At 41.0% G+C, this 16,032-nt stretch carries 19 protein-coding genes; 1 reads left to right on the forward strand and 18 read right to left on the reverse strand.

Translation table 11 applies throughout. The annotated features are described in order from the left end of the window. From bshA to ACZ42C_RS04530, 4 genes are read right to left on the reverse strand one after another with little or no spacing between them, the layout of a single operon-like run. A complete protein-coding gene (gene bshA / locus ACZ42C_RS04515; RefSeq protein WP_461182773.1) occupies positions 1–1,128 on the reverse strand; it encodes an N-acetyl-alpha-D-glucosaminyl L-malate synthase BshA in 1,128 nt (375 codons plus the stop codon). Continuing rightward, on the reverse strand, positions 1,129–1,542 hold the full coding sequence (locus ACZ42C_RS04520) for a methylglyoxal synthase (RefSeq protein WP_461182772.1): 414 nt from the start codon (positions 1,540–1,542) through the stop codon (positions 1,129–1,131). 10 nt (positions 1,543–1,552) lie between these two features. Continuing rightward, positions 1,553–2,350, reverse strand: a complete 798-nt coding sequence (gene dapB / locus ACZ42C_RS04525; protein ID WP_461182771.1) for a 4-hydroxy-tetrahydrodipicolinate reductase — start codon at positions 2,348–2,350, stop codon at positions 1,553–1,555. Positions 2,351–2,371: 21 nt separating this feature from the next. After that, complete coding sequence (locus ACZ42C_RS04530; RefSeq protein ID WP_461182795.1) at positions 2,372–2,704, reverse strand: nucleotide pyrophosphohydrolase; 333 nt, start codon at positions 2,702–2,704, stop codon at positions 2,372–2,374. A 160-nt stretch (positions 2,705–2,864) separates the two neighbouring features. On the opposite strand from ACZ42C_RS04530, the gene ACZ42C_RS04535 reads away from it, so the two are divergent. Next, entirely contained in the window at positions 2,865–3,737 is an 873-nt protein-coding gene (locus tag ACZ42C_RS04535; protein WP_461182770.1) for a YitT family protein, read from the forward strand. Positions 3,738–4,464: 727 nt separating this feature from the next. Here ACZ42C_RS04535 and ACZ42C_RS04540 read toward each other — a convergent pair. The 14 genes from ACZ42C_RS04540 to aroB form a co-directional block, all read right to left on the reverse strand. Further along, positions 4,465–5,145 carry a zinc metallopeptidase gene (locus ACZ42C_RS04540; protein ID WP_461182769.1) on the reverse strand — a complete coding sequence of 227 codons (681 nt, stop codon included), beginning with the start codon at positions 5,143–5,145 and terminating at the stop codon, positions 4,465–4,467. A 62-nt stretch (positions 5,146–5,207) separates the two neighbouring features. Continuing rightward, on the reverse strand, positions 5,208–5,465 hold the full coding sequence (locus ACZ42C_RS04545; RefSeq protein WP_461182768.1) for a sporulation protein YpjB: 258 nt from the start codon (positions 5,463–5,465) through the stop codon (positions 5,208–5,210). A gap of 62 nt (positions 5,466–5,527) precedes the next feature. Then, positions 5,528–6,106 carry a lipoprotein heptaprenylglyceryl N-acetyltransferase LhaT gene (gene lhaT / locus ACZ42C_RS04550; protein WP_461182767.1) on the reverse strand — a complete coding sequence of 193 codons (579 nt, stop codon included), beginning with the start codon at positions 6,104–6,106 and terminating at the stop codon, positions 5,528–5,530. Positions 6,107–6,191: 85 nt separating this feature from the next. Then, on the reverse strand, positions 6,192–6,971 hold the full coding sequence (locus ACZ42C_RS04555) for a c-type cytochrome (protein ID WP_461182766.1): 780 nt from the start codon (positions 6,969–6,971) through the stop codon (positions 6,192–6,194). A gap of 16 nt (positions 6,972–6,987) precedes the next feature. Continuing rightward, positions 6,988–7,662 carry a menaquinol-cytochrome c reductase cytochrome b subunit gene (qcrB, locus tag ACZ42C_RS04560; RefSeq protein WP_461182765.1) on the reverse strand — a complete coding sequence of 225 codons (675 nt, stop codon included), beginning with the start codon at positions 7,660–7,662 and terminating at the stop codon, positions 6,988–6,990. A gap of 6 nt (positions 7,663–7,668) precedes the next feature. Then, positions 7,669–8,181, reverse strand: coding sequence for a ubiquinol-cytochrome c reductase iron-sulfur subunit (locus ACZ42C_RS04565; protein ID WP_461182764.1), 513 nt, complete (start codon positions 8,179–8,181; stop codon positions 7,669–7,671). 159 nt (positions 8,182–8,340) lie between these two features. After that, positions 8,341–8,799 carry a YpiF family protein gene (locus ACZ42C_RS04570; RefSeq protein ID WP_461182763.1) on the reverse strand — a complete coding sequence of 153 codons (459 nt, stop codon included), beginning with the start codon at positions 8,797–8,799 and terminating at the stop codon, positions 8,341–8,343. Between the two features lie 103 nt (positions 8,800–8,902). Further along, entirely contained in the window at positions 8,903–9,478 is a 576-nt protein-coding gene (locus ACZ42C_RS04575) for a ReoY family proteolytic degradation factor (RefSeq protein ID WP_461182762.1), read from the reverse strand. 35 nt (positions 9,479–9,513) lie between these two features. Next, positions 9,514–10,779: a tetratricopeptide repeat protein gene (locus tag ACZ42C_RS04580; protein ID WP_461182761.1), complete on the reverse strand. Its 1,266-nt coding sequence runs from the start codon at positions 10,777–10,779 to the stop codon at positions 9,514–9,516. Between the two features lie 298 nt (positions 10,780–11,077). Beyond that, positions 11,078–12,370, reverse strand: a complete 1,293-nt coding sequence (aroA, locus tag ACZ42C_RS04585; RefSeq protein ID WP_461182760.1) for a 3-phosphoshikimate 1-carboxyvinyltransferase — start codon at positions 12,368–12,370, stop codon at positions 11,078–11,080. A 12-nt stretch (positions 12,371–12,382) separates the two neighbouring features. Beyond that, positions 12,383–13,483: a prephenate dehydrogenase gene (locus ACZ42C_RS04590; protein WP_461182759.1), complete on the reverse strand. Its 1,101-nt coding sequence runs from the start codon at positions 13,481–13,483 to the stop codon at positions 12,383–12,385. 2 nt (positions 13,484–13,485) lie between these two features. After that, entirely contained in the window at positions 13,486–14,580 is a 1,095-nt protein-coding gene (hisC, locus tag ACZ42C_RS04595) for a histidinol-phosphate transaminase (RefSeq protein ID WP_461182758.1), read from the reverse strand. Between the two features lie 7 nt (positions 14,581–14,587). Continuing rightward, the gene (gene aroH, locus ACZ42C_RS04600) at positions 14,588–14,959 is read right to left on the reverse strand and encodes a chorismate mutase (RefSeq protein ID WP_461182757.1); all 372 of its coding nucleotides are present in this window, start codon (positions 14,957–14,959) and stop codon (positions 14,588–14,590) included. Next, a complete protein-coding gene (gene aroB, locus ACZ42C_RS04605; protein WP_461182794.1) occupies positions 14,960–16,024 on the reverse strand; it encodes a 3-dehydroquinate synthase in 1,065 nt (354 codons plus the stop codon). Positions 16,025–16,032: the final 8 nt, after the last annotated feature.

Genomic DNA, 16,032 nt, shown 5'->3' on the forward strand with positions numbered 1-16,032 from the left:
TCACCTTGTCTGATTTAGCAGTTTACTGTATAGTCTTTCGTATTCCTGCGTAATTTTATCTGAATGAAAGTACTTTCTTGCATGTTCAATGGCACTGCGGGAAAATTGCAGAAAGTTTTTTTCGTCCGTCAGCAGCTGTACGGCATATTTACCGGCATTCTCTATATCCTCCACATCAACGATATAGCCGGTTTTTCCGTGTTCAATGACTTCGGGTATTCCGCCTGTATTCGTGCCTATACACGGAACTTCACAAGCCATGGCTTCCAATAATACGAGACCGAAACTTTCTTTTTCCGACATTAATAATTTTAAGTCGGCAATGGAAAGTAGGTCACTGATATTCTTCTGCTTCCCTAAAAACAGAACCTCATCGGTTAATTCCAGTTCTTCAACAAGCTGAACCATGGAAGTATATTCCGGCCCATCACCAATCAGCATAAGCTTGCTTTGGACGTGTTCCCGTATCTTTTTAAATGTATAAATGACATCCTGGACCCGTTTTACTTTCCGAAAATTGGATATATGAATAACCACTTTTTCATCAGTCTGAATGCCATACTGTTCTTTGATATAGGGCAATACCTTTCTATAATACGTTCTTTCGTTTACAAAATTATAAATAACGGAAATTTCTTTTTGTATATTAAAGCTTTCATTCGTCTGTTTCACCAAGTCATGGGAAACAGCCGTAACAGCGTCTGACTTCTCTATGCCGTGCTGAATCATTTTTTTAAACGTATGATCAATTCCCAGTACCGTTATATCCGTGCCATGCAGGGTGGTTACAATTTTCACATCATGTGCTGCAATATCCTTTGCCAAAATAGCACAGATCGCATGCGGCATGGCATAATGCACATGAAGAATATCCAGCTTTTTCTGATCAATCACTTCCGCCATTTTTGTTGCCAGTGCCAAATCATATGGCGGGTATTGAAATACAGGATAGTGATTCAGTTCCACTTCATGATAATAAATATTAGGATAAACCCGGTTTAAGCGGAAAGGCAAACCGGAAGTAATGAAATGTATTTCGTGCCCCTTTTCGGCCAGAAGCATGCCAAGCTCTGTTGCAACCACACCTGAACCGCCCACGGTTGGGTAACATGTTATACCAATTCTCATTTAATCGTTATCCTTTTGCTTGTTTATTGTTTTTCTCCAGTCAAATGACCCGTGTGCGATACCGTGTATAAAAATTTCCGCTGCCGCCAAGTTGGTTGCCAGAGGAATGTCATGCACATCACTTAATCTCATTAATGCACTGACATCAGGTTCATGCGGCTGGGCTGTAAGCGGATCTCTGATGAAAATAACCATATCCATCTCATTATTGGCAATCATGGCACCAATTTGCTGATCCCCGCCCAGTGGTCCTGATTGAAACAATTGAATTGGCAGCCCTGTCTCCTCTGTAATCATTTTTCCCGTAGTACCGGTGGCAAATAAACGATGCTCTTTTAGAATATGTGTATAAGCGATACTGAAATTAATCATATCCTGTTTCTTGTTATCATGGGCAATAAGTGCAATATTCATCTGATCATCCCTACAATATATTTTCCAGTCCATAAACAAGCTTTTCCATTTCCATTACCTGTTTTGCACTGACTTTGATGCCTTCCATAAATGAATCCCTGTTTATGGAATCGTGCTTAATCGTCAATGTTTGTCCTTTTCCGCCAAAAATAACTTCCTGATGTGCGACAAGACCGGGCATTCGGATACTATGAATTTTCATTCCGTCCACATCTGCTCCACGGGCCCCCGCTAATATTTCCTGCTCATTCTCATGCCCCTGTTTTTTGGCATTTCTCGTTTCCTTCATCAGTTCGGCAGTCTTCACTGCAGTCCCGGAAGGTGCATCAAGTTTTTGGTCATGATGTTTTTCAATAATATCCACATCAGGGAAATAAGCTGCTGCCATTTTGGAAAATTTCATCATCAGTACTGCACCAATGGCGAAATTCGGTGCGATGATGGCCCCCAGCTTCTTCTCTTTGCATAATGCTGATAGCTCTTTAATTTGTTCATCGTTAAAGCCTGTAGTTCCAACAACGGGACGCACATTATTCAATATCGCCGCCTTCGTGTTTCTGTAGCCTGATTCAGGCACCGTTAAATCAATAAATACATCTGCTTCCATTTCCTTTAAACATGCTTGCGGATCTTCATAGACAGGAACGGAAAGATCCGGCATATCGTCAATATCCTTCAGTAACATCCCGTCATGTTTTCTGTCTATACAGGCCATGAGTGTAAAGTCATTCTTGTTTTCCAATAGCATGTCAATTGCCTGGGACCCCATTCTTCCTCTCGGTCCTGCTAAAATCACTTTTATGTTCATTGCTATTCCTCCAAGCTGCTGTTAATCTTTTCTTGTCCATCTGTCTTTGTCCCGGGTCTCAAATTTTTTCATCGTGCTGTCAAAGGCTTCAGACATATCTATATCCAAAGAATTGGCAATACAGGTGATTACAAAAAGAATATCCCCCAATTCTTCTTCTATTGTTTTTTCCTCTTCATCGCTCTTTTTTGGTTTTTCACCGTAATAGTGATTTACTTCTCTTGCCAGCTCGCCGGTTTCTTCTGAAAGTCGTGCCATTAAACTTAAAGGGGAAAAATATCCTTCTTTAAATTGGGAAATATAATTATCTACACGCTGCTGGATTTCCCCGGTCGTAAAATTTGAATTGTTTATTGGTATCTCCCCCTCTTAAATGTTCATCTTTCTTAATGGTAGCGAACAGGTACAATTTTGACAAATTATTTAGCCCGATGTAAACATTTTATTGTTCTCAATCATTAGTTTATCTATAATAAAGAATATTGCACGATAAAGTTATGGAGGTTGAAATAAAATGCTGTTAGGTTTGAAGTTAAAAAGTATCTTGTTCATTTTATTCGGTTCAGCCATTTTTTCGTTTGGTCTTGTTCACTTTAATATGCAGCATAATCTTGGGGAAGGCGGGTTTACAGGGATCACGCTACTGCTGTTCTTTTTATGGGGCTGGGATCCAGCTATTACAAACATTCTCTTAAATGTACCATTATTTTTCATCGGCTGGCAGTTTCTCGGCAGGAATACATTTCTTTACACGATTATTGGAACATTTGCAGTTTCCTTGTTTTTATCCATTTTTCAAACCTATCAGTTTAATGTGGGGCTGCAGGATGATATGACATTGGTAGCACTCTTTGCTGGTGTATTTATTGGAGTCGGGCTTGGTATTATTTTTCGCTATGGCGGCACTACCGGTGGGGTCGATATAATCGCCAGGCTGGTAAACAAGTATGCCGGTTGGACGATGGGGCGCACGATGTTTATGTTTGACTTCGCAGTAATAGCCATATCCGTATTTGTCATTTTGGAACTTGATCAGGGAATGTATACCCTTGTTGCCGTGTATATTGGTGCCAGAGTAATCGACTTTATACAGGAAGGTGCCTATACTGCAAGGGGAGCGACCATAATATCGGAGAACTATGAAGAAATATCCCGGAAAATATTAAAAGAAATGGACAGGGGAGCAACCATTCTTGACGGCAGAGGCAGTTATTCGGGAGAAAAACGAAATGTACTGTATTGTGTCGTTGCGAGAAATGAAATAGTGCGGCTGAAAAATATTATAAATGAGATTGATCCTAACGCTTTTGTGGCTGTCGGCACCGTGCACGATGTCTTAGGCGAAGGATTTACTCTTGATGAAAACAAAAATCCGATAGAAAGATAAAAATGAGGAAATGACCGGGAATATTTGGTAAATAATAATTGGTGATCAGCAGATTATGTAATTCCACAGGATCTCAAAGGGAATTGCTTATGCCATAAAGTCTGTAAACTACGATGTAACTTTAGAGCACCGATATACCGCTCCGGAAATACACTACGCTTTCCGCGGGTGGCTGGTGAGCCTCCTCGTGCTAAAGCACTGCGGGGTCTCACCGAGGCCATTCCTCCCGCAGGACAAGTAAAGCTTCGACAGCATTACATCGCACGCAGAAAATGCCTAGCATTTTCAAGGAGTCTCCGTGTATTTCCTCCGCTGGGATGGGATTACTACCTATTACTAGAGCAATTGATCGAAGCAAAAATGTGCACTAACTAGTCCGGGTGAACGTAGGGCGGTCACTCCTGGGACTGCGCTAAATACTCATCCCACCGTAAAGATTTTTGGGAACAGCAAGAGTCCGAAGCCCCCGTTGAGCGGTCTTCTTGAGAAGGCTGTGCCAGCAGCAAAGAAAACACGGCGAAACGAATTTGAGTCGATGTTGCACTTGTGCCTGTGGTGAAAGCACCGACTGAAGTGATCCCGGACGGTAGTGCTGCATAGGCGTAGGAAACTAAAAATAGTTACTTCGCAGTTTACTCCTACTGAATAAAGGAAAATCTACATTTATTTAGAAAATAGCCTATAAAAAAACTTCCCCACTTTAAAAATTTACGGGGAAGTTTTTTTATTAATCTCTGCTGGCTGCGTATATTAATATAAAACGCAACAATTCCATGACAGCTACGAGTGCTGCTGCTACATAAGTCATCGCCGCGGCGTTTAACACTTTTTTTGTTTCCCTTTCTTCCTCGTTCCGGATCACACCTGAGGCAACCATCTGCCCCATCGCCCGATTTGATGCATCAAATTCGACTGGCAATGTTACCAATTGGAACAGAACTGCTGCTGACATGAAGATAATACCAAGCAGGAGCATATTTGTCATTCCGAAGAATATACCGGCTAGAATGAAAAAGAAGGAAATATTTGAACCGAAGTTGGCAACTGGCACCAGTGCACTTCTGAATTTTAAAAAGGCATATTCCTGTTCATCCTGAATAGCATGTCCCACTTCATGGGCAGCTACAGCAGAGGATGCCATGGAACGGCCGTGAAAGATTCCTTTTGAGAGTCTAACCACTTTTTTTCGTGGATCATAGTGATCCGTTAACTCCCCTTTTACCTCTTCGATATGAACATCGTATAGGCCATTATCATCTAAAATCTTTCTTGCAACCTGTGCACCGGTCATTTGAGATGAAGTAGGTTTTTTGGAATACTTGCTGTAGGTCGTTTTAACTCTTGATTGTGCCCATAATGGAATAATCAGTAAAAGGGCAATGTAAATCAAATAACCGCCTAACCCCACACTGCATACCTCCTGTAAAATGAATTTATTTCCTATGGTCAATTTTAGTCAAATACGGCTGTTTAGTCAATTGATTTGTCCTCCCTGGACTTCTTCTTCTCTTCCCCTCTGTATTTTCTCCAACTTACATAGGATAATGTAATTGCGATACATCCGCCAACGATACCTGCTGTCCAGATAAATGGTACAAGATCAAAGTTCTTTTTGGCTGTATTTGAACTCTCGGCTGCTGCACTTACCTCCAAAATGGAAAAAACCGCAGTAAGAATAAACAATGAAAAAATAATGAACAAAAGAAAGCGCATCTGGTTTTTTCGCAAAAGAAATCACCCCGAATAGTTTTTCTAATACCTACTATATGATTCGGGATGATATTTTAACACTATACTATTTGTCTGGTTGACCCGATTGTAATTTTATAAGCGATAAATATGGAAATGATACTGAGCCAGAAAGTGAAGTAGCCAATTTCGTTCATATAGTCAGTCAAACTGGAATAGATGGGCATCATGCCAAAAACATAGTCAATTACATCGTTATGTAATGTCCAAACAGCAGCCACCACCAAATGCCGCATTTTAATTTTATACCACGGAGCATACAAAATGCCCTGTATCGCCATGGCACCATGAGAAGCAATCAGCATATACCCTGACCAGTCGAGTGAACCTTCCACAGCCAATGTGAGCAAATTCATTACAACTGCCCAGATTCCATATTTAAATAAAGTAACGAGTCCCAAAGCTTCTATGTATGGCACATTCCTGCCGAAAATAAAAAACAGAAGAAAAATAGTGAAGAATAAACTTGCTGTCGGGCTGTCCGGTACAAACGGAATAAAGATAGGTGGTGTGACGGATAACTGACTTTCATACCACGTAAACCCATAAATGGTGCCCAGCAGGTTAACGATGAAAAGTAAAATAAGAAATCGTTTATCGAGTAAGATATATCTGAGCATTACTTCTAATCCTTTCCCTTTAGAATGATAAAAAAGCTTTAAAAAACACCTTTGCCTATAATGGTGGCAAAGGTGTTTAGTCTTGTTAATCAGTTTCTTCGTTCACACTTAATATAAAGTCAACCAATTGATCGAGTTCTTCATCCGTTCCCTGGAATTGATCCGGCGGCATGGTACCAATACCATTTTCTGATATATCCGCCAGTTCTTCCGCACTGTAATCCAGATCCAATAATGGCGGACCGGCTGCTCCACCTTCCAGATTACCTCCATGACAGGACATACAGCTATTTTCATAAACCTCATAGCCTTCATGGGAGGTGTCAACTGCCGCTTCATCATCCGGATGGATCGGTCTGTTGGCTTCTGCCCGGCCTTCCCAATCAACAGCAGCAGCAGAAGTGTATGTTAACCAGATAACAGATATCATCCCGAGAAGCATCATCCCAACAGCAATTGGTCGTTGAGGCGGTCTTCTGCCGGGACCGTTATCCAGAAACGGTGCGAGAAGAAGTGCACCAAATGCAAGACCGGGCAGTACCAGAATTCCCATGATGGTCCAGTCCCCGCTTGCAAATTCATATTTCAATAATTCATACAAGAACAGGAAATACCAATCTGGCAAAGGTATATAAGCTGCATCCGTTGGATCGGCAACTCCCTCCAGAGGTGAAGGATGCGCCAGTGTCAGACTTAGAAATCCTACCAGGAATACAGCACCTACCAACCATTCTTTTAATAAAAAGTTGGGCCAAAAAGCTTCTGTTCTTCCCGGGTATTCAGAATAATCTTTGGACTTATTCGGTTTTCTTTCTATTGATATTCGGGAGTCCCCGACAAACTTCATTCCTTTTCCCTTTTGCACAGCTTTTCCCTCCTTTTTATAATGGTCCGGAAATTCCTTGTCTGCGTATTAAAATAAAGTGTACTGCCAGTAGTGCAAACAGCGCCGCAGGCAGGAAGAATACATGAATGGCGAAGAATCTTGTCAATGTCTGGGCACCGACAATATTCGGATCACCAGCCAGAAGTGTCTTTAATTCCGGTCCTATAAAAGGCACTTGCTCAGCAATCTCTAGCCCAACCTGAGTTGCAAAGAAAGCTTTGTTATCCCACGGCAATAAGTAACCAGTGAAACCTAAACCAAGCATGACGAAAAATAGCAATACGCCAACCATCCAGTTCAGTTCACGCGGTTTTTTATAAGCGCCCTGGAAAAACACACGCAACGTATGTAAGAGCAACATGACAATGACTACACTCGCTCCCCAGTGGTGCATACCACGAACGATTTGCCCATGGGCAACTTCTGTTTGTAAATAATGTACAGATCTCCAGGCATTTTCAATATCCGGCACATAATACATCGTTAAAAACATACCGGAAAGAATTTGGATGACGACAACGAAAAATGTCAGCCCGCCAAAACAGTATACAAAAGCTGAAAAGTGATGAGCAGGGTTAACATGTTCCGGTACCTCGTGATCAGCAATATCCCGCCAGATTGGCGTAATATCTACGCGATCGTCAATCCAATCATAAATTTTCTGCAGCATAAATGATTACGCCTCCCCTCTTGGTCTTGGTTCACCCAGAAATAGCATTCCATCTCTTACTTCATGGTCGTATACATCAAGCGGTGCCAGTGGCGGTGTACCCGGTACGTTTGTCCCGTCTTTATGGTACAGTCCATCATGGCACGGGCAGAAGAACATTTCGGGATGATCATCGCTTCCTTCCCATGATACAACACAGCCAAGGTGTGTACATATCGGGGAAAAGGCTTGAATATCTCCATTATCGTCCACAAACACCCATGCAGAGCGATTTACTTCAGATTCATACCAGCCATCCACCTGCTCGACCTGCCAGTCTACTCGTTGCGGCTCTGATGTAATATCATCAACAGACAGACCGACGTTGGCCATATCTCCCGCTCCGGAATCCTGCAACACAGGGTCAACAGCCATTCTCAGCATAGGAATAAGCATTCCGGCTGCCATAAAACCACCTACACCTGTAAGTGTATAATTTAAAAATTGTCTTCGGGTTACCTGCTGTTTCTTTTCACTCATGATTTTCCCCCCTCTTTTCCATTAATCACGGACAAATAATCGTTATATTTTATTACTAGGACATAACCATGATAGCGCAAACTGCTTGTCCGGTCAATCAATATCATAAACGTTAACAAAATGTTTCCAAATCCATAATAAGGATACATTATAATATCTTTACCAATAAGATCTAATTAATTCACCGATTTGTTCAACCTGGTCTTTTATTACAGTATGCATTTCCGCAGACTTCAAATCACCTGATTTTACACCTGGCAGCCAAAGCAGTGTACCATCAAGTTTCCCTTCAATTTTTTTCCATCCGGAATCAAAGGTCAGAAAGAAAACATGTTCAAACGGCTGCTTTTTAATTTCTTCTGTCCAACGCTGCAGGATCGTGCTTTCATCTTCCAACCCGGCAGATTTAATATAATGATAACCTGGGGTTAACATAACCCTGCCGGTCAGTTCTTTTTCGATCTCATTTGTGAGAATCGACAGTACTTCACTTTGAAATGCATCTTTTTCTATGTTTTGTTCATCCGTAAATTGAAAAGGAATTAAAGGAATGATTACTGTATCGATATATTCCTTTGCCTGTACATACTGTTTAAGGTCTTCTTTTTTCCATTTCATATTAATTATCAAACCTCACTTTCTTTATAAAAAATTCCTGATTATGTTAGCTGGGAAAACCCATTACCATAAATCTTATCTTATATACGCAAAAAAAATCAACCTATTGCTCTTGCAATTTAGGTTGAAAATTATTTTTTGCCTCAAGCTTTTTAAGCTCGGAGGTCAAACGCTGAAACTTACTATAATCCCTTTTGTCCAACGCTTCATCAATACCTTTTAAAAGCAGCTTTCTTTGATTGTCTAATATTGTTTTATCCAGCAGTTGTTTTGCCTGTTGTTTATCATTTTCTGTGATAAAGTACTCGTCAGGTAAAAAAGGGTTCTCTTCCAAAACGGCTACATAATAAGGGTTTTTGTATGATTTACTGAAATTCAGCTGTAAATAAAGCGGTTCATGCTGGTTTAATCGTATATCATGAAAGGATTTTTCTGCATCCGTTGTTACCAATTGATTTTTATAAAAACGAAAGGGTGTCTCAGTTGAACAGTGGCTTGTCATGATAATACCGCGTGGACAAAACTTTGCTTCTCTTACAAAATGAACGTTGGCAAGTATTTCCTGGTGGTTAACTAAGTAATTTAATATCCATACGCTTTCTCTCTTTTTTAGCTGATAGTGATTCAGAAACCACTTGATAAAACTTTTTTTGTCTTTTACGGTTACAGATGACTGCATTCACGGATCCCCCCTTTAATTAATGGCTCTCGGATCTATTCGCCTTCGTCTGATAGTGCCATACGCTCCAGGAACGCAGCTGTATCGGCATCATCCGGTTCCAGGCTGATATAAGACCTTAGAACGGAAATTGCTTCCTTCATCCTCCCCTCTTCTGTAAGAAAATATCCATACTCCTTGAGGAATTCGCTGTCGGCTTTAAGGCTATTATATGCTTCTTTATAGTGTTTTAATGCATTATTATATGATTCTGTTTCATTATAAGCCTGTGCAAGTTCCCATTCATATAACGGATCTTCAGCCCCTGTACCTTTAATTTCTACAAGGAGGTCGATAATTCCTTCAAAATTATCTTTGTTTTTTAACAAGCGGACTAAAAAAAGGATGGCTTCTTTATAGTCCGGATCAATGGCAATGGCTTCCATCATTCGTTTTTCGCTTTCTTCCTCATTATTTTGTTTGTGTGCCAAAACACCGGACAGGTAATACAGTTCCTTATTGAATTCATCAACCTTAAGCCCTTTATTGGCAGTTTCGTATGCTTCTGCCAGCATTCCTTCTTCTTCATATACTTTTGCGAGCCGATCGTATGCAGTATGGTAGTATATGTCTGATTCAATGACCTTCTCCCATGCTTTAATAGCAATATCATTTCGATGAGCCTGATGGGCAGTGAGTCCGTATTTAAAAAGGAGTTCCGGGTCTTCGCTTTCCAGACTTCCGTAAAAGGTTAATGCTTTTTCATACTCCCCGGCAGCGGCATATGCTTCAGCCAGTCTTTCATCGATGGATACATAATTAATTTCATCCATTTCCTGCCTCACTTTTTCATAGTAAGTGATTGCCTGGTTGTATTCCCCGGTCGAGAACAGCAGCTCACCAAGTGCGAAATCAATAACTGCTTCATTCGGTTCCATTTGTTTGGCAGTTAATAATTTTTGCTGGGCGACTTCAAAAAGCCCCTGTGATTGATAAAGATCTGCGAGTTGAACCAATGCTGCTGTGTACTCCGGGTCTTCCTCATCAATTTCATTTAATAAATTAATTGCCTCTTCATCTTTTTCCAATTCCGTATACAGGTCAGCCAACTGCACTTTCAGTTCACTTTCCTGCGGGTAGGATTGCAGCAAAGCCTCTAAAATATCTATTGCTTCCTGTATTAATCCCCATTGTATGTAAATTTCGGCAATGGTATATTTTTCTTCTTCATTTGCCTGTGACAAATAATTGTCCAAAACATTCATTGCTTTTTCAGGTTGATTGCTTTCCATTAAATTAATTGCTTGCATAATCGTATTCATATTAGGCTTCCTCTCTACATGGTACAACAATCATAACGAAATATAATTCATACTTCAAACAGAAAAGAATCTGATTAAGATGGGATGGGATCAAAGAAGAGCTTGTATACAAAAACAAGCTCCGGAAATATACTTCACTTTCTGCGGAAAGCTGGTGAACCTGATGGTACTGACGCCCTTGCCGGGTTACACCTTTGCTTTTTCTCCCGCAGGAGTCTTCGTATATTTCCGGAGCTGATATTATTTGTTGGTCGCCTTCTACATAATGTTTTCTGGTTCTGACCCGAATTTTCCTGAATCATTTGATTACACGATCAAGGTCTTTGAAAAAATCAGGATAGGAAGTATTAATGGGAGATGCATCTTCAAGAACAACTTCCTCTTTTACAATGAGTGAAGCAATAGCGGCCATCATTGCAATTCTGTGATCATTATATGGTGGGATAATTCCACCTGGCAGCGTATTTTTCCCATGAATAATCATTCCGTCTTCTGTAGCCTCTATATTTGCTCCCAGGCTCGATAGAACATCCACTACTGCTTGAATACGGTCTGTTTCCTTTACCCGAAGTTCCTCTGCATCACGTATAATAGTAGTTCCTTCAGCCTGGGTGGCAATCAGAGCAATAATAGGAATTTCGTCAATTAATCGTGGGATCAAATCTCCTTCTATCGTTGTACCACGAAGCTCCTGATAGGCAATCTGTATATCACCAATATGCTCCCCCCCAACTTCTTCTTCATGAAGTATTTGAAGGTCGGCACCCATATCATGGAGAACTTCCAATATGCCTGTTCTTGTTTTATTCAGTCCTGTATTCTTAAGTAGCAGCCTGCTGCCGGGAACAATAGCTGCTGCTGCAAGAAAGAAGGCAGCAGAGGAAATATCCCCCGGGACGAAAACAGGGACTGCAGATAAACTGTTTTTATTCGTAATCGTTGTTGTGTTGTTTTCTGAATGAATGTCTGCGCCGAATGCTTTTAGCATTTTTTCGGAATGGTTCCGTGTTAACGTATCTTCACTTATCTTTGTGACTCCATCTGCCAGAAGTCCTGCTAATAGAAGACATGATTTAACCTGGGCACTTTTGACCGGGAGATGATAATCAATTCCTTTAAGAGACGAACCTCTAATGGACAGGGGCAGGAGATTCCCCTCATTTCTTCCGTCTATCTTTGCTCCCATCATTTTCAAGGGGTCAGCTACACGGTTCATTGGTCTCTTCGTTAAGGAATCATCTCCGTAAATGGTTGTGAAAAATGGCAGTCCTGCCAATAATCCCATCATAAGACGGGTCGTTGTGCCTGAATTGCCAAAATACAAAGGAAATAAAGGTTCTTTCAGGGCTCCTATCCCTTTTCCCTCTATGGATAATGCATCATCTGATTTATTTATTACCACTCCCATTTCCCGGAATGCCTTTATTGTACGCATGACATCCTCGCTGTTGAGAAAATGCTTCACTTCTGTACGGCCTTCTGCAATGGCCCCCAAAATAACCGCACGATGTGAAATGGATTTATCTCCGGGAACATGGATCGTACCGGTCAATCGTTGGCTCGATGGCTTTAGCGTTTGTTTCATCAACATTTCACCTCTGTATTATTTCTGGATCAATGTTTCATAGCCGTGTTTCTGGAGAACGTTTTTGCTTTTCTTTTGCTTGTCCCTTGAGGAAAAACTTAAGCGCAGCGCCCCGGTGATCCCTTCACGGATTTCCAGTATCTGAATATTATTAATGCTTATTTCATGATCTGCAAGCAACTGAGTGACAGAAGCCAATGCGCCTGTCTGGTCGCGAATATCCACGTATAAATCATAAAAGGCAGGGATTGCTCCCTTTTCTTCTGCTCCCAATCCATCCCGGTACGTTTTCGCATTTTCCAGGTAGTTAACCATATCTTTCTTTTTGTTGTTGTCCACCAGTTTTTTTAAAAACTGCATTTCGTCAATCCATTCCCCTAAAAGCCGGGACATTTTATATCGGTTATGATAAAAAATATCCTGCCACATTTCCGGATTACTTGATGCTATCCGCGTAATATCCCGGAAACCGCCGGCAGCCAAATTGGGGAGAAAGGCATGGGAGTCGCCCCATTTTCTTGCCTGGTGAACTAAGGAAGATGCAATTAAATGCGGAAAATGGGAGACCACTCCTGTCATTACATCATGTTCATCAGGGTTTAACTGTACAAACCTGCTTCTGCTGTTTTTTAAAACATCCTTTAAGGTATCCACTTTTTCCTGTGAGCTTCTGACAGAAGGTGTCAGGACATAAATGGCATTTTCAAACAAATGCGCCCTTGCGGCAGTTACTCCCCTTTTATGCGACCCTGCCATTGGGTGCCCGCCAATAAATGCAATTTGCGGATTGGATAAATTCTCCGCCTTTTCAATGATTGTCTGTTTTACCGAAGAAGTATCCGAGACGATGACCTCATTGGAAAATGGGATGTCATCCAATTGGTCCATTAGTTTCATCGTTTCTGATATAGGGGCAGCCAATAGGATAATATCAGCCTTCTCAGCCGCTTTTGCAAATTCGGCTGCCGCTTCATCGATCATGTTATTTTCTTTGGCATATTCCAGGGATTTCCTATTTACATCATAGCCAATAATATAATTTTCCTCAGATAGTGCGATTCCTTTGGCAAGTGAGCCCCCAATTAATCCTAACCCTGCTATAAGTATCTTTCGCTTCACAATTAAATCTCCTTCAAATGGTTTTGATGAAAGGTCAATAAAGCATTTTCAAGCTCTTTCATATCAGCTTCATTTCCAATTGTAATTCTCATGGTATTTGGAATGCCCAACAACTCTCCGGGCCTGACAATAAATCCTTTTTCCAATAAGTAATCAAAAACTTCTATTCCGCTAACGGGTGTGGAAACAAGCAAAAAATTGGTTTGTGAAGGGTAATACTCCCATCCGATTTTATCTAAAAATATTTCAAAAGATTGTTTTACTTTTTGGTTTTTTTGCTTTGTCTCTTTAATAAAGTTCTGGTCCTCAAGTGCAATGATTGCAGCTTTTTGTGCAATGGATGTTGTGTTGAACGGTCCTCTGACAACATCAATTTTACGAAGGATATTCGGGTTGGAAATCCCGTAGCCGATGCGGAGGCCGGCAAGCCCGTACGCCTTGGAAAAAGTCCGCAAAATAATTACATTCTCATATGAAGAAAACCATTCTATTGTTTCCGCATCATCTTCCATATACTCGTAATATGCTTCATCCAAAACAACGAGAATATGGGAAGGACAATTGTTTAAAAAAGATTGAAGTTCTTCTTTCGGTATAACAGTGCCTGAAGGGTTATTCGGCGAGCAAAGCCACACTACTTTGGTTGCTTCATCAATTTCTCCAGCCATTTTTGCCAGATGATGCTTCCCTTTAATGAGCGGCACCTCTTTTACTTCAGCACCTTCAATAAGAGCATTATGTTTATACTGCGGAAAAGTTGGTACAGCCATGACCGTATTCGTTCCCGGATACAGAAACGCCCTGCAGATCATTTGGACAATCTCTTCGGACCCGCTGCCAAAAATAAGCTGTTTTTCATTTAGGTTTAATTTATTTGCCAGCTTGGTGCGCAGTTCTTGTGTATAACCATCAGGGTAAATATGTAACTCATGTAATCCTGTTTTGAAATAGGCAGCGACATCCGGTGAAAAACCATATGGATTTTCATTGGATGCAAGTTTAACAATTCGTTCCAGACCATATGTTTCTTTGATTTCCTTCATTTGCTTCCCTTGTTTGTATGGTGTCAGTTTGTTTAATATTGCTTTTCCTTCCATGCCTTACTCACCTCTTTTCCTGGGTTAGGTCCGGTCTCAGTTTTACTGCTTCATTATGGAAAACATGATGAATTTTGGTCTGCTCTTTCTCTGTATTTACTACCATCATAATCCGTATACAGAATGGCAGGGCCCCTGGTACATCCATTTCCGACATGCACATTACCGGGACATAAGTGAATCCCGGAAGCTCCCTTAAGGCTTTGGCTGGAAACACGGCATCTATGTCTTTTGTAGCAGAAATAAATACATGTGAAATGCTTTCCGGCTTAATCTCATTTTTGGAGATCATCTCTTCTACTACTTTTCTCGTTTCAGCTATAATCTGCTCCTCATCATTTCTATCTACTGTTGTTGCTCCACGCACTCCACGCGTCATTTATTTCACCAGCCTTTCTTTAAATGTTTGTAAATAACGCTTTATTTCCTGGTCACTGATTTCTTTTACTACTGGCTGTCCAATTCTTTGTAAGAGTACCATTTGCAAGTGATCATTCACCGTTTTTTTATCGGCTTTCATTTTACCGATTAATGCATCCTCTCTGTCCAAATACATTCCCTTCACAGGATACCTATTTTTATCCAGCCAGTCATAAAGCGCCTTGTATGGCATCTTAACGTCATAGGTTTGTTCACTTACATGCATGGCAAATAATAAACCGACTGCAACCGCTTCTCCATGGGTAATTGATCCGTACCCCAGTTCTGATTCCAATGCATGTGCAAGCGTGTGTCCGAGGTTTAAATACTTCCGTACTCCGGATTCCCGCTCATCAGCTTCTACAATGCCAGCCTTTATTTTTATGCCCTGGAGTAAATGATCAGTCAATTGTTCAGCATTGACCTGATAGATATCTGTGGAAAGCAGCATTTCAAAGAAGCTATGATTACTGATTAGTGCTTCCTTTACAAGTTCTGCATACCCTGAACGTATTTCCTTATCTGTTAGTGATTTCAGTGTATCCACATCATATACCACTGCTTTTGGCGGATAAAAGCTGCCTATAAGGTTTTTGCCCATTTCATGATTAATGGCAACCTTACCACCAACACTGCTGTCGTGGGCCAATATCGTAGTGGGCACCTGTATATAATCAATGCCTCTCATATATGTACTCGCCGCAAAACCGGCTAAATCACCTACTACTCCGCCACCCAGAGCAATGATTAAGGAATTCCTGTCAAGTCCAAAGGTCAATGCCTCGGTCTGAAGCCGGTAATAGGCTTCAAAGCTTTTTGACTGTTCCCCGGTCGGAACAACTGATTGATATACCTTTTCAGCAGGGAAATTGGATAAGCAGTCGTCCAGGTACAATGATGAAACCTGCTCATCACTAATAATTAAAATGGATGAATATTCTTTTTCCAAATAATCGTTTAATTGAAAGCGCAGCTGTTTCCCGATGTAAATGCCGTATGAATGGGAGCTGGACTGTACTAACATTTTTTCCA

The sequence above is a fragment of the Virgibacillus kimchii genome, from assembly GCF_055379185.1.

What these genes read in the sequence shown, in the direction of transcription:
- ACZ42C_RS04535 (WP_461182770.1), top strand. Translation starts at nt 2,865, where the DNA reads ATGCTGTTAGGTTTGAAGTTAAAAAGTATCTTGTTCATTTTATTCGGT.
- dapB (WP_461182771.1), bottom strand. Translation starts at nt 2,350, where the DNA reads ATGAACATAAAAGTGATTTTAGCAGGACCGAGAGGAAGAATGGGGTCC.
- aroH (WP_461182757.1), bottom strand. Translation starts at nt 14,959, where the DNA reads ATGACGCGTGGAGTGCGTGGAGCAACAACAGTAGATAGAAATGATGAG.
- qcrB (WP_461182765.1), bottom strand. Translation starts at nt 7,662, where the DNA reads ATGCTGCAGAAAATTTATGATTGGATTGACGATCGCGTAGATATTACG.
- ACZ42C_RS04575 (WP_461182762.1), bottom strand. Translation starts at nt 9,478, where the DNA reads ATGCAGTCATCTGTAACCGTAAAAGACAAAAAAAGTTTTATCAAGTGG.
- bshA (WP_461182773.1), bottom strand. Translation starts at nt 1,128, where the DNA reads ATGAGAATTGGTATAACATGTTACCCAACCGTGGGCGGTTCAGGTGTG.
- ACZ42C_RS04580 (WP_461182761.1), bottom strand. Translation starts at nt 10,779, where the DNA reads ATGAATACGATTATGCAAGCAATTAATTTAATGGAAAGCAATCAACCT.
- ACZ42C_RS04520 (WP_461182772.1), bottom strand. Translation starts at nt 1,542, where the DNA reads ATGAATATTGCACTTATTGCCCATGATAACAAGAAACAGGATATGATT.
- ACZ42C_RS04565 (WP_461182764.1), bottom strand. Translation starts at nt 8,181, where the DNA reads ATGAGTGAAAAGAAACAGCAGGTAACCCGAAGACAATTTTTAAATTAT.
- aroA (WP_461182760.1), bottom strand. Translation starts at nt 12,370, where the DNA reads ATGTTGATGAAACAAACGCTAAAGCCATCGAGCCAACGATTGACCGGT.
- ACZ42C_RS04570 (WP_461182763.1), bottom strand. Translation starts at nt 8,799, where the DNA reads ATGAAATGGAAAAAAGAAGACCTTAAACAGTATGTACAGGCAAAGGAA.
- hisC (WP_461182758.1), bottom strand. Translation starts at nt 14,580, where the DNA reads ATGGAAGGAAAAGCAATATTAAACAAACTGACACCATACAAACAAGGG.
- lhaT (WP_461182767.1), bottom strand. Translation starts at nt 6,106, where the DNA reads ATGCTCAGATATATCTTACTCGATAAACGATTTCTTATTTTACTTTTC.
- aroB (WP_461182794.1), bottom strand. Translation starts at nt 16,024, where the DNA reads ATGTTAGTACAGTCCAGCTCCCATTCATACGGCATTTACATCGGGAAA.